Source organism: Natronocalculus amylovorans (genome assembly GCF_023638035.1).
In the GTDB taxonomy this organism is placed as follows: Archaea; Halobacteriota; Halobacteria; order Halobacteriales; family Haloferacaceae; genus Natronocalculus; species Natronocalculus amylovorans.
In genome coordinates, this window is record NZ_JAKRVX010000003.1 from 395,945 (window position 1) to 408,771 (window position 12,827).

General features: G+C 50.7%; 14 protein-coding genes. 9 read left to right on the forward strand and 5 right to left on the reverse strand.

What is annotated here, in order from left to right:
- Positions 1-48 precede the first annotated feature (48 nt).
- Complete coding sequence (locus tag AArcSt2_RS10185) at positions 49-1,011, reverse strand: C-terminal binding protein (protein WP_174653593.1); 963 nt, start codon at positions 1,009-1,011, stop codon at positions 49-51.
- Between the two features lie 98 nt (positions 1,012-1,109).
- Between AArcSt2_RS10185 and AArcSt2_RS10190 the strand changes: the two genes are divergently transcribed.
- The 3 genes from AArcSt2_RS10190 (at position 1,110) to AArcSt2_RS10200 (ending at position 3,480) form a co-directional block, all read left to right on the forward strand.
- Complete coding sequence (locus tag AArcSt2_RS10190; RefSeq protein WP_250584350.1) at positions 1,110-1,859, forward strand: SIR2 family NAD-dependent protein deacylase; 750 nt, start codon at positions 1,110-1,112, stop codon at positions 1,857-1,859.
- Between the two features lie 59 nt (positions 1,860-1,918).
- On the forward strand, positions 1,919-2,371 hold the full coding sequence (locus AArcSt2_RS10195) for a TIGR00725 family protein (protein ID WP_250584352.1): 453 nt from the start codon (positions 1,919-1,921) through the stop codon (positions 2,369-2,371).
- 71 nt (positions 2,372-2,442) lie between these two features.
- Positions 2,443-3,480 carry a hypothetical protein gene (locus AArcSt2_RS10200; protein ID WP_250584354.1) on the forward strand — a complete coding sequence of 346 codons (1,038 nt, stop codon included), beginning with the start codon at positions 2,443-2,445 and terminating at the stop codon, positions 3,478-3,480.
- 22 nt (positions 3,481-3,502) lie between these two features.
- Here the strand turns inward: AArcSt2_RS10200 and dph2 are convergent, their stop codons facing one another.
- Positions 3,503-4,558, reverse strand: a complete 1,056-nt coding sequence (gene dph2, locus AArcSt2_RS10205; RefSeq protein ID WP_174653589.1) for a diphthamide biosynthesis enzyme Dph2 — start codon at positions 4,556-4,558, stop codon at positions 3,503-3,505.
- A 237-nt stretch (positions 4,559-4,795) separates the two neighbouring features.
- Here dph2 and AArcSt2_RS10210 point away from each other — a divergent pair, with 237 nt between their 5' ends.
- The 4 genes from AArcSt2_RS10210 (at position 4,796) to AArcSt2_RS10225 (ending at position 8,958) form a co-directional block, all read left to right on the forward strand.
- A complete protein-coding gene (locus AArcSt2_RS10210; protein ID WP_250584356.1) occupies positions 4,796-7,144 on the forward strand; it encodes a methyl-accepting chemotaxis protein in 2,349 nt (782 codons plus the stop codon).
- 60 nt (positions 7,145-7,204) lie between these two features.
- The gene (locus AArcSt2_RS10215) at positions 7,205-7,849 is read left to right on the forward strand and encodes a DUF8215 family protein (RefSeq protein ID WP_250584358.1); all 645 of its coding nucleotides are present in this window, start codon (positions 7,205-7,207) and stop codon (positions 7,847-7,849) included.
- A 147-nt stretch (positions 7,850-7,996) separates the two neighbouring features.
- Positions 7,997-8,251: a HalOD1 output domain-containing protein gene (locus AArcSt2_RS10220; protein WP_250584359.1), complete on the forward strand. Its 255-nt coding sequence runs from the start codon at positions 7,997-7,999 to the stop codon at positions 8,249-8,251.
- A 53-nt stretch (positions 8,252-8,304) separates the two neighbouring features.
- Entirely contained in the window at positions 8,305-8,958 is a 654-nt protein-coding gene (locus tag AArcSt2_RS10225) for an alpha/beta hydrolase (RefSeq protein ID WP_250584361.1), read from the forward strand.
- Here the strand turns inward: AArcSt2_RS10225 and AArcSt2_RS10230 are convergent, their stop codons facing one another.
- Positions 8,959-9,966: a sodium:calcium antiporter gene (locus AArcSt2_RS10230; protein ID WP_250584363.1), complete on the reverse strand. Its 1,008-nt coding sequence runs from the start codon at positions 9,964-9,966 to the stop codon at positions 8,959-8,961.
- Positions 9,967-9,975: 9 nt separating this feature from the next.
- Positions 9,976-11,310 carry a hypothetical protein gene (locus AArcSt2_RS10235; RefSeq protein ID WP_250584365.1) on the reverse strand — a complete coding sequence of 445 codons (1,335 nt, stop codon included), beginning with the start codon at positions 11,308-11,310 and terminating at the stop codon, positions 9,976-9,978.
- Positions 11,311-11,400: 90 nt separating this feature from the next.
- On the opposite strand from AArcSt2_RS10235, the gene AArcSt2_RS10240 reads away from it, so the two are divergent.
- Together AArcSt2_RS10240 and AArcSt2_RS10245 are read left to right on the forward strand one after the other, a co-directional pair.
- Positions 11,401-11,775 (forward strand): YlbF/YmcA family competence regulator, encoded by a 375-nt coding sequence (locus AArcSt2_RS10240; protein WP_250584367.1) that lies wholly within the window; start codon positions 11,401-11,403, stop codon positions 11,773-11,775.
- Between the two features lie 65 nt (positions 11,776-11,840).
- On the forward strand, positions 11,841-12,464 hold the full coding sequence (locus AArcSt2_RS10245; protein ID WP_174653581.1) for an RAD55 family ATPase: 624 nt from the start codon (positions 11,841-11,843) through the stop codon (positions 12,462-12,464).
- Positions 12,465-12,526: 62 nt separating this feature from the next.
- Here AArcSt2_RS10245 and AArcSt2_RS10250 read toward each other — a convergent pair whose 3' ends face one another.
- On the reverse strand, positions 12,527-12,784 hold the full coding sequence (locus AArcSt2_RS10250) for a DUF8049 family protein (RefSeq protein ID WP_250584369.1): 258 nt from the start codon (positions 12,782-12,784) through the stop codon (positions 12,527-12,529).
- Positions 12,785-12,827 lie beyond the last annotated feature (43 nt).

A 12,827-nucleotide genomic window follows, 5' to 3' on the forward strand; every position in this document is an offset into this window, starting at 1 on the left:
GTTGGGTAAGTGTTTTTGAACGGTTCGCCTACATTGGGGTACTCATCCTCAGAGCCACGGGCTCTCCGGATCAATATATCCCTCAGGAACGGAGCCATCGTACACTGCGAGAATATCGGTTCCAATATGAGTATTAAGATCCATCAGTGAGGCCTCCGAGTAGAACGCAGCATGCGGTGTCAAAACTACATCAGCTCGTTCTGATAGCGTTGGCTCTGTCGGTGGCTCAGTTTCCAACACATCCAACCCAGCCATCCCAACCCGATCGGCCGACAGCGCATCAACTAACGCATCTTCGTCAATAATTCCGCCACGGCCAACGTTGACGATCGAATCAAGTCTCCCCGCAGTTTCAAACGCATCTGCATCGATCATGTGGCGTGTCTGTTCGGTGAGCGGCGCGTGAACCGATAGATGATCTGATTCGATGAGCAGTTCATCAAATGAGACCTTCTCAACGTCGTGCGCAGCCATCGCATCCGCATCGGTATATGGATCAAACGCGATAACCGAACAGTCAAATCCGGATAGCTTCGCTCTTGTGCGCTTGGCAAGGCCACCAAATGAGACCAACCCGATCGTTGAGTCAGCGAGCCGTGCGATCGGCTCACCAACAGTCCAGTCCCACTGGCCATCATTAACGGCTCTATCATACGGCTTTAATCGGCGGATACACCCAAGTAGCAAGGATACCGCGTGTGTTGAAACTTCCTCAGTACAGTAGTCTGGAACGTTAACAACAGTAACATCGTTCTTGGTCGCTGCAGAGATATCGATATTGTCAACACCAACACCAGCACGAGCGATTATCGAGAGCGACTCGCCCGCAGCAATACATGATTCTGTGACTGCCGTTGAGACGTCGACAACAATCCCAAACGGATCGTGTGTTTCGATCGCATCTTTGAGCGACTCACGTGGAGTAATTTCAATCGAAAAGTCAGATGAGAGCGCCTCAGACAACGTTGACTTCCGGATCATTGGATCCCTAACGGCGACAACAGTGGGCATACAACTACTACGGTAGTTTGTGTTTTAATAAACACTGTACTGTCAGTTTGTGTGAGTGCAAAAAGCTATTCGACACTGGAGAGCGTACTGTGTGGAATATGTCTGTAGCGCCTGTTGATGCGGTTGTGGCTGCATTCGATACTGCCGACCACGTGGTTGTGATGACCGGCGCTGGTGTCAGCACTGCATCCGGTATCCCCTCATTTCGCGGTGATGATGGCATCTGGGGTGCGCAGTTTGATCCAAATGCGTTTCATATCTCCCGATTTGAACGTGACCCTGCAGGATTTTGGACAGATCGCCTCGCACTCTATGAGCAGATGCTTCCTGCCGGCCTGGCACCGAACCCAGCGCATGAAGCACTCGCGGCACTCGAATCCGCGGGCCGCCTTGATGCAGTTATTACACAGAATACAGATGGGCTCCATCGAGCAGCAGGTACGACGAGCCTTATAGAGCTTCACGGAACCACTGCACAGGTACGGTGTCATCGCTGTGACGCGGCAACGCCAGCGGAACCAGTACATCAGCGGATCCGGGATGGAGAGAACCCACCGCACTGTCCGTGTGGTGGTGTTTATAAACCGGACGTGATTTTATTTGGTGAACTCCTCGATCGGGAGGCCCTGTCACAGGCAAAATCACTCATTCGAGAGACAGAACTATTGATCGTGGCTGGCTCATCACTGACGGTGCAGCCCGCAGCGGGCCTCCCACGGGGACGGAATGGGGCCGATCTTGTGCTCATCAACTACGATCGAACACCGTACACAGAGACAGCAGATATCTGGATTGACGGCGACGTTTCGACAGTGCTACCGGCGATTGCAGCTGCCCTTGTTGAATAGTGGAGATCTCCGAGAAACACGCAGCATTAATTCACTCCCTTTCGTTCGTGTGACTACCAATGCGTGTGAGCATAATTGGCGGCGGGACGATCGACGATGAGACGGCGACAATCGCTGAATCGGTCGGGGAAGCGGTGGCAACGAGGGGACATACTGTTGTCTGTGGTGGATTAAGTGGGGTGATGGAGGCCGCTTGTCGTGGGGCACAGACTGCTGGCGGTGAGACGATCGGTATTCTGCCGACAGACCGACTTGAGGATGCAAACGAATATGTGACAACGCCGATCGCAACTGGGATTGGTCACGCACGGAACCCAATCGTGGTCATGAATGGCGATGCGGTGATTGCGATTGATGGTGCTGGCGGAACATTATCTGAGATTGGATTTGCAACCGTGTTTGAAAAGCCGATCGCAGGTATCAACACGCATGATGTCCCGTATATTCACCAAGTCTCTTCGGCGGCAGAGGCGGTTACGTACATTGAAGAGGCGGTCGAAACCGCGGATTGAACGTGCTGGATTGATGATTGTCAGGCCAACAAGAATAGCATTGATAAGGGTTGGGCAAGTGTGGCTACGGTATGCACCGTCGTGCCCTCCTTGCGTCGATCGTACCAGTTGGTCTGAGCGGATGCGGTGACGTTCGAATAATAAATAATACAGGTCAGACTGAAACCGAGGAGGAACCAACAACGGAACCGGAGGAAACACCGGACGAGCAGGAAGATGAAGTTGAAATCCCAGATATTGGTGTTGACCCTGGAGAGATCCGATGTCCACCCTTTGAGCCGCCTGTTGATACCGTCGTAGCGGACACAACAACTGCACCACTCCGTCTTGGCATATCGGAGCATGAACTCACGCTCCCGGAAACCGCGTTTACCCTTGAGATAACAAACGAGAGCGAGACAACAGTCTCATTCGGCGCCTACAGTTGGACGCTGTGGAAGCGTGTCGAAGCGGAGTGGTACCACATCGTGCCATTCACCCAATCAACACCTGAAATAATACTTTCCACAGGGAATGAACATGAGTGGAAGTTTGAAATCGATAATACAGACCTGTCTCGGCTTCGCTGGACAGACGGCGAAAATACAACACTGAATGGCATTGGTCCAGGCGAGTATGCACTAACATTGGCGTGCAACGTAGAGGCAGGAGAGCAAACCGAACGATTCGGCCTCTGTCAGTCACTCACAATTACCGGTGATTCGATCGAAGTCACCCCGACTGTCGATCCAGAAACACAACAGCGGGCAGGGTCGGCAGTCACCGTTCAAACAGACACGCAAGCGGAGCCGGTGCGTGCATATGAGCTTGTGCGTGCAGATTCAAACGAAACCCCACAACGCACCCTGATCGCAGAACAGCTGTTTCAGTCAGGGACGCCACAACCGCATCCGCTTCGAAATATGATTCCATTTTTTGCTGACGATGTGACTCGGGTGCAGTATGCTATCGCTACTCGTCAGATCCATCCGTTGGTCGATCCACCGACGGTGTTCGAATACGAGGGACAACAGTATCACCTCACAACCGAAGAGTTCATCGAACCGGAAGAAACGGAGACAGAAGCCGAGACCGAGACCGATATTGAGACTGGAACCGAAGAAGAGTAGGATATAGCCGCTACCGCGTAGGTTACCAAGTTCCGTGGAAGGTATCGAACTCAAGCGAGTCAAGCGGTTTATTCCCAACTGCAATTTCGTACTCGCCTGGGGTCAACATCGGCTTGTGGAATCGCGGTCCATCGTCTGTTGTAATCCGTGGACAACCGGTGTTGACGAACGCATCCATGTTGAAGTTCCGTAGCCGATCGGGCGTCACTTCGTCCATCGTAATAAGATATGCATTATCGTTGTTTTCGATGATCTTTTCAGCAATCTCCCAACGACCTTGCCCAATCTTTGTACAGAAGATGACACCCCATTTTTCCGATCCCATTGCTTTGTGAACCGAGGCGTAGCGCTGTTTCATGAACTGCTCTGGATCTGCAATTGTCACCACATTGTTCACTGGGTCTGCGATGACGACGTTCTTGTCTGGATGTTCCATTGCAAGTCCAAGCGGATGGAACTTCCCACCACCGACGTACAGCACTTGCTCTGCATCAATATCGGCAGATGCATAGTTGCAGCCGAGTACTTGACCCTCATAAGTGAGCCGATCGTCCCCACGTCGGGTGTGAACATTGTAGTCCCGTTCTTCAAGCCAATCGACCATGTCACCAAAGAGATTCATGTGTTGGGCCGTGGTGACAAGCCCAACATCGGGATCATCAGCAGGGTCCGCGAGCTCTTCGAGCGAGTCCTCCATGATCGGATATGGATCCACGTTGGAGAACAGCGGAACGTAGATGATTCGATCGGATTCTTTCATTGCTGAGTGCCCAAAGTGGACAAACACATCAGTTCGCCGCATCAAGTAGGTGTCCAAGTCACAGGCACCATAGCATGGCTGTCCAGAGAGCATGAATGTTACATCCGGCGCAAGCTCTCGGAGGTCGTCTGCAACTGCAGGACCACGGCGTTTCAGTCCCTCTGGGAACTGAAGTCCAACTTTTGATGCATCTCGTGCTTCTATTTCTTCGATAATCCGATCGAGTTCGTAATCCCATTCGCGGTCATGTTTTAACGACATGCCCGTATTTCGAAGGTCACCCTCGGTTTGGGGTTCCGAGGTACCATCCTGACTCATTGTACGTGTTTACGCATCAGGACGGTTAAACACGGTGTTTTCAAAAACAATGGTCTATCTATACTAATTGTTTACAATTTTCACTGTTTGGTGAACAACATTCAATATTATATAGTGATAATAGTAATGTCGTACCAAGACGTCCATGGTGAGTGTTAACAGTATAATTCACATCTTCGTATCAATATAGATAATTGGCACCCCTAATTTATTTTTTGGCTATTTTGAATGTATTATATGACAGACGGAGAAATGAATCTCGCCCGTCGGCTCTATGACAAATTACGGGGTCGATACATGTTCAAAATCGGGGCAGCAGTTCTTATTGTCACTGCAGTACTTTTTGCAGGGAGTGCGTTTGCATTCACCCAGACGCAAGCCGGTGTTGAAGCAGATGCCGAACAGACACTAATGAATGCAGCGGAACGCGAAGCAGAAGGGATCGATCGGTGGCTCGAAGACCGTCAAAACGATGTCGAGACGATCTCCGCATCACCAACACTGGCTGATGGTGACACATCTGAGATTCGTGCCCAATTAATAAACGATGATAATTTGCTACCAGACCATGTTATCGAAATCCATTACTACAACATGAAAACTGGCGAAGTCGAAGTAAGCTCGGCGGGAGCTGAAGAAGGGCTGAATGCCCGAGATGCTGATCGGCCGTGGGCAGTTGATGAGACATACTTTGACGATGCAGATCAAGTGACGGTATTCGACCCATACGAGGCAGCAGGCACGAACCGACTTACGTTCATGAGTCCGGTAGAAGGGGATGGCTCGTATGCAGTGGTACTTATTACGGATCTTGCTGTGCGAGGTGACGTGCTTGACTCTCCTGTCGAAGGAGGTGTGCTTGAGATACTGTCCACAGACACGGGAAATGTCGTGATTGCAGCGGATGGTTCCGCAATTAATCAAGAGTACTTCGGGCTTGATCCACTTCCACACCTCACATCGCCGCTTCATGAGCCACGAATTGACACTGTTGAGAACGAACATGAGCTAATTGATGACAACCAGATGGTTGTTGCACAGGCACCAGTGCAAGACCAACCGTGGGCTGTAACTGTTGCCGCACCCGAGGGGCAAATATATGCGACCGTCGGTATTGTGACACAGAATATTCTTATTCTGGTTGCAATCTCGTTGTTCGGGCTCATTGGGCTCGGTGCAGTCATTACTCGTGATATCAACAACTCGTTGGACGATATGACTGGCTACGCGGAGGCAATCGAAGCAGGTGATTTGGAGGTGTCGATCGATCGTTCTCGAACGGATGAGTTCGGCCAACTCTCCGTGCTCTTCACTCGGATTCGAGATACGCTGAAATCACAACTCCAAGCGGTCGAGACACAAGCAGAGGACGCTGCCGCTGCAAAGGCAGAGGCGGAATCGTTTGCAGACCACCTCGAAACAAAAGCTCGCGAATACGAAATGACAATGGACGCCTGTCGTGAAGGGAATCTGACGTCACGACTCGATCCACAGTCGGATAGTGAGGCACTTGAACAGATTGCACTCTCATTCAATAGCATGATGGACGAATGGGAGGAGACCATCGTGGATGTCCAAACGTTCGCAGAGAACGTTCACGAATCAAATACGGTGTTGGTCTCAGATCTTGATGAGGTAAACGATGCAAGCGTTGAGGTTGCGGAGTCAGTTGATGAGATTGCACAAGGTGCAGAAGCACAGCAATCAAACCTCGACCAGGTTGCAAGCGAGATGAACAATCTCTCTGCAACGATCGAAGAGATTGCATCCTCTTCGGAAGCAGTCGCGGAAACATCCGAAGATGCGGTCCAATCCGTGTCATCAAGTCGTGATGATGCTGGCGAAGCGATCGATGAGATTCAAGGTATTAAAAGCCAGGCCGATCAGACGATTGAGCAGATCGATCGGCTTGATCAGCGAGTGACAGACATTAGTGAAATAACGGATTTCATCGGTGATATGGCCGAACAGACCAATATCCTTGCGCTCAATGCGTCAATCGAAGCCGCACGGGCGGGAGAGGCAGGTGCAGGATTTGCGGTTGTCGCAAATGAAGTGAAATCGCTTGCTGGGGAGACCCAAGAGGCAGCCGAAGAGATCGAATCGATCGTAGACGATCTCCAAGCACAGGCCGATCGGACAGTGGAGGATTTCGAAACCGTCCACGAGCGGGTTGAACGTGGGATTGACGTGATCGAAAACGCGAATAAGTCGCTTGAAGCAGTTGAATCGCACGTCATGGAAACGGACTCAAATATTCAAGATATCAACCAATCCACTGAAACGCAAGCCGTTTCAACGGAGGAGGTTGCATCAACCGTTGATGATGTTGTCTCCATTTCCGAAGAGTCAACTTCGGAGGCTCGATCGGTCGCCTCTGCTGCAGAACAGCAACGAATGGTACTTGAAGACGTGGTCTCGCGAACGGAGACATTAGCAAACGATGTGACGACACTGAATAAACAGCTCGAACAGTTCCATGTCTCAGCCTCCACGAGCGAGGAGGAACTTACACCACAGCCACAGCTAGCTGATGGTGGGGAAGATATCAAACGTAACACTACGACCGACACAGAACAAGAATAAACGCCTTTTTGATGGCGGAGTTTTTTCAATATTGACAGAGTAATACCAATAGAGTCAGCGATGTCGAAACCCAGTTCGGATGCATTTAACGATGAACGAGTGTTACAGCACCGATCGGAGCGGACCGGCTGGGACCGATTTCTGACGGATGCGATCTACTACGGGCTTGGGCAGATAATCCTGCTCACATTTCCAATTTTTTGGCTGCTGTATCAGACGCCGTTTATTGATATTGAGGCAATCGCAGCGGGGTGGGCTACACTCGTTGCGTTGGTTATCGGAATTGGATTCGGACGTGGTGGTCGACTGCCGATCAACACTTCATGGCCGTCTTTGACAAATGGAATGCTTGGCTCTGCAGATGGATATCGAACCTATCTCTCCCGCGCAGTCTACCTCTCTACGACATTCATGCTTGGTGCATACATCGGTGCATATGCGGCAATCTGGAGTGGATCACTCTTTGTAGCGCCGATCGTTGGTGGCAGTATCGGCCTCATTGCGATACTCATGCTTCCAACACTCCTTCATGAGAATTCGTCGATCGCAGTCGCACGTATTGGGTACAATATCGTTGGGTTGGGGGTCGGTATTATCGGATCATCTCCATTTGATATCGGTGTAGGCGACCCAACTGTTGGCGTGGTTCTGCTTGCTGTTGCGATCTGTATCTACCTAGATGCAACCTACATACTGGGTACATAGTACACAGATGTGGTTTGATATGTATCTGAATCTGTTCAGTTGCTATCGAGATACTTGCTAACAGTGTAAACAATTAAACAGTGAACATACCTACTCTCTGTTGTTCTACTCTGAGAGACTATCTGTGCAATATACCCGGAGGGAGGGATGAAAACACACACATTTGACTGGAAATCCGGAAGCGAACCGAGCGTTGCAATCGTTACTGCGGTCGCGGATACTGTTGACAAATCACCATCATTACTGCCGCCACTCCAGCAGTATATTGAGGTTGACTCTATTGACACGTTGTTGCTCGATAGCGCTGAAAACGGCCGTGTGATACAGCTGTCATTTACGTATGCCAAAACAGATGTCACGGTTACAAGCGATGGTTACGGCGTTGTTGAGTATGGACCCTAAAGTGACACTGGTGTTACTCCCCTGTTGAAGTGTCTCTATAGCTAATTACGCGTATGTCAGCGCTACCGTTAGAACACATCTCACTCGAACCAAAAGAACAGTCAGATGGCCCGTCACCCGCCGTATTTGTGCTACACGGACGCGGTGCAAACGAGCAGGACCTACTCCCGATCGCAGACGAACTCCCCGATGAGTTGCATGTGATTAGTCTACGGGCACCCGATCGGCTCCAAGGCGGCTACACGTGGTATGAACTTGATCTCTCCGGCGGTGGGCTCCATGAGAGCCAACCGCACCCAGAGCAGTTCCGCCGCAGCCTTGAGCTTGTTTCTGAATCCGTTTCGGCAGCAATCGAGAGCTACTCTCTTGACGCCGATCAGATAGGGCTGCTCGGATTCAGTCAAGGATCAATAATGAGCATGTCGCTTGTGCTTGAGAACCCAACGCAGTTTGCATGGGTTGTTGCATTGCATGGCTATCTTGCAGATTCACATACAGATGTCCAACCGGATGCCATTGCGGGAAAACCGATTTTTATTGGTGCAGGGAAAGCGGATCGAATTATCCCGCATACACGAGCGAAGGACGCAGCAGATCGATTTGAATTGATCGGCGCAGACGTCTCATTTACCGCATATAATGCGCCACATGGCGTCAGTCCAGAGGAACTGCGCGATCTGGTTGCCTTTGTGTCAGCGCAACTCTGATCAGACACTTGGAAGTAAATTGACATACCCTGCTGTTTCGATAAGAATCCAGATCACGAATACACCGTAACACCCCAATAAAAACAACCCCTCATTTCGTGTGATCGCTAAATCGGTTCGCATCGCTGTGAAAAGTGCAACGGTTGCGACAGTCAGAACGCCCATCATCGGGACCGCAAGGCTGTAATCTACAGTGGTTTGGCCGATCAAGAGCACACCAACCGGAAGTGCGACAAGCAGGTCAAACGTGTTGCTCCCAAGTACATTTGCAACACTAACCTCCCCATGGCCGCCACCTGCTGCACGAATGCTCACAAATGCATCAGGAAAGCTCGTTCCTGCAGCAACGATTGTGAGCCCCCAAAAGAACTCCGGAGAATCAAACATGTCGCCGAAGCCAAGCGCCGCACGAATCAACCCCTCAACCGCAACTACAATAAGAACCATTCCAACTGCAAGCTTGATCCACTCGGGAGCGATCGACATCTTTGGTGGTTTAACGGGCGGTTTATAATCGCTTACATCCTGATACTGAATAAAAATATAGAGAACGTACATTCCGATCGGAATCAGTGCAAGCGGCCGGCCGATGACGGATGTTGACCCACTTCCATCGGTGTTATAGATCACACCGAACGAAAATGTCAAGAGCAAAATGGCGATCGCAAGCATGTAGAACTGGCCTTCCTTGTACACGACATCACGAGAGACTTGTAGCGGGCTTCGTCGTAGTGCACTCAACCCCGGAATGACGAGAATATTGAAAATCGCAGAGCCGACAATGACACCGACACCAAGGTCAAACGTCCCGTGAACAAGCACACCGAGGACAACACTTGCGAGTTCGGGGAAACTCGATCCGATCGCAACAATCACTGCACCTTGGACGACAGCGGGGAGTCCGTAGTAGGCTGCGATCTTGTGGCTCGATTGCTCAAGAAGTTCGCTTCCTTTCCAAATAACGACGGTGGAGATAATCGCAAGAAAGCTGAGCCACAGAATTGACATATGACTGACTCACCCACGAATCATACTAAACAGTCCGGTATGAGGCTCCTCATGCAGTGGGAGTTGGATCCACTCCGGTTCCTCATGCTCTTCAGCATCAACCTCATCAATCCATCTCGGCTCTTCGACAAACTGGCCATCAACAGCGACAATCTGCATTTCAAATCGAGCTGGTTCATCCTCACCAACGGCGGTATATTGGACTCGAAGAAAGTCAACACGGCCAGTTGGTTGGATAATTGCCAGGGCACGGTAGTCATCAACTGCTGCATGGAACTCCTCTGGTGGTGTGGTTGACTCAACGATGTATGCAGCGGTACCAAACACGACATCTTCTTCAACCGACGTGTTTGGTGTATCCAGATACCGCTCTACAACCTGCGCGGTTATTCCTGTTGCAGCGGCAGTCCCTTCCGGTGATCCTCGGACCTCTGTTTGGGTCTCATTGTCGAGCGTCGATCGACGATATTCGGTTTCCCCATTGGCGTATATTTCAACACTTGTGTTTCTACGGGTAGCGTCTACGGTGTAGTTCATCTGCTCTTCAAATCGGTAGACGGTCCCGTTTGCAACCTCACCGTCAATACGACGACTTACGACATCGGGGAATTCGGTTGCAGTCGCTGGGCCCGATTCTCGGATTGAAAAGACATACTGTGCACCGGTAAGTGTGTCTCGGTGGGCCTCTGCGAGGGCGCTACTGTCAGTGACTCCACTGGCACTCGTCCCCGGAGGATAGCCCTGTTGTTGGTCAGCATTGTCTGTGGTGGCTGACTGATTTGTTTGATTTATAAACCGGTCTGAGCCATCAAACTCCATCCCCCGATCGAATTCGGATGCGTCTGTGGTCTCGAACAGCGGTATGATTCCAGTAGCGATCGCAGCACCTGCAAGACAGACAACGAGTACAAGAACAACCGCCATCAGTGGGGGTCGCGCTTGGAGCGCGTCTGAAGACGTATGTCCCGTCTCTGTGTACGTGAGCGATCGTCCGAACTGGTTTTGATAGAGCGCTTCTGCTGCGGATCGATCGATTCCATACAGCAGTAGATTTCGGACGGCTGCTGCATCCCACACAACGACATCATCGTGCAGTGGAGGCTGTTGTGATTGCTGTCGGATCCGGGCTCGGAGTCGATCGCCCCATGACGGGGCCGGCTGCTCGAGATACAGCCGTTTTGACTCCGCATTTTTTGAAAGTGTCAATACCGACTGCCCGTTGATCGTCTCGATCGAACCGTTCCATCCCTGTTTATTAAACAGCAACAGGACAAACGCGTACTGCTTCTTGCGCGAGAGCCTGTTGAAAACAGACACAAACGTGTCTTCAGGGACGACGGCCATTACCGAGTGTACGGCCTCACTACGCACAAAGATTCCGGCAGCAACACCCATCTCCGGCAGGCCTAAATCGCCGGAGTCCTAAAATCATCTATGAGCGTCGAAACGGTATCCCTTGCAGATATTGGTCGAGATCTCGGTGAGCAGATTGCAGAGACAGACGTGTACGAACGCTTCGAAAGAGCAAGCCAAGCAGTTGAGAACGATCCAGAAGCACAAGAAAAAATAGCGTCATTTGAACAGCTTCGCCAAGAATTCATGGCTGCCAGACAAACCGGTGATGCCGACCGAGAGTCGCTTCGACGGGTCCAGAACGCGCAAAATGAGCTCCACTCGCTCCCAGTGATGAAGGAGTATCTCGCTGCGCAGAGTGACCTACAAAACACGCTCGAAGAGATTAACAAAGCCATTTCAGAGCCGCTGTCGGTTGATTTCGGTGGTGAAGCAGGCGGTTGCTGTCACGATTAATATCGGTCTTACTGTCAGTGTAGCGTGACAATATTTAACTGCGTATCACTGTAGAGTGTTTATACGTGACACGACTCTCGACTGGTATCCCAGTTCTCGATCGGCAACTCGATGGCGGGTTTCCAGCTGGAAGCATCGTGCTTCTTTCTGCGCCTCCCGCAAGCCAGTCTGAGCTATTTTTGTATGATTTCACGGCACCACGGCGGACGCTCTATCTGACAACGCTTCGATCTGAGGAGTCGGTTCACGATTCATTCGTGGATACAACATCACATGTTACCGTCCCAAAAATCATGGAGTTGGGTGCGGATGCCCCACTTGATGAAGCGAATCAACTGATTGGAATGTTGCCCGAAGAGTCAACACTGATTATTGATGCACTCAATCCGCTTGAAGAACAAGACCATAACCGGTATCGATTCTTTTTAAATCAGCTACAGCGACACCTACAAAACACGGATAGCGTTGCAATCCTTCATGCGCTTAGTGGGCAGTACATTCCAGAATCACGGGACATGACTGAGTACATGGCAGATATCGTCTTTGATTTACAAACAACAGTCAGAGGAAACGAGGTTATCAACAAACTTGCGGTACCAAAGTTCCGCGGTGGCAGGGCCTTAGAAGATACGGTCAAACTCAAACTTACAGAAGCGGTAACGATCGACACCAGCCGCGACATCGCGTAAGCCGCAGTAGATTCGTGAATTACCACGGGTCGGGTGACCCGTGGAATTCTGCTTGTTACCGTTTAAAATACGGTGAGTGCAACTGCACCGATCGCAGTCGAGAGCGTAATCCCAACCCACGGCAGGGGCTTGCTGAACAGTTCTCCTGGTATCGCATCACCAAAAAATAAATAGATAAAGTAGACATACAGCGGTGAGAGCTGAATGAGTGCGTTTGTACTGGCATCGAATACAAATCGAAGTACAACAGTGAGCAGTACCGTACTGACACCAGCAGCAGCAGCAACAACAAGATCGTCCCGGGCACTATCTAAATCCATACCTATCGGTCTGTAGTGTGGTGCAAAGAAAAGCGTGATTTTG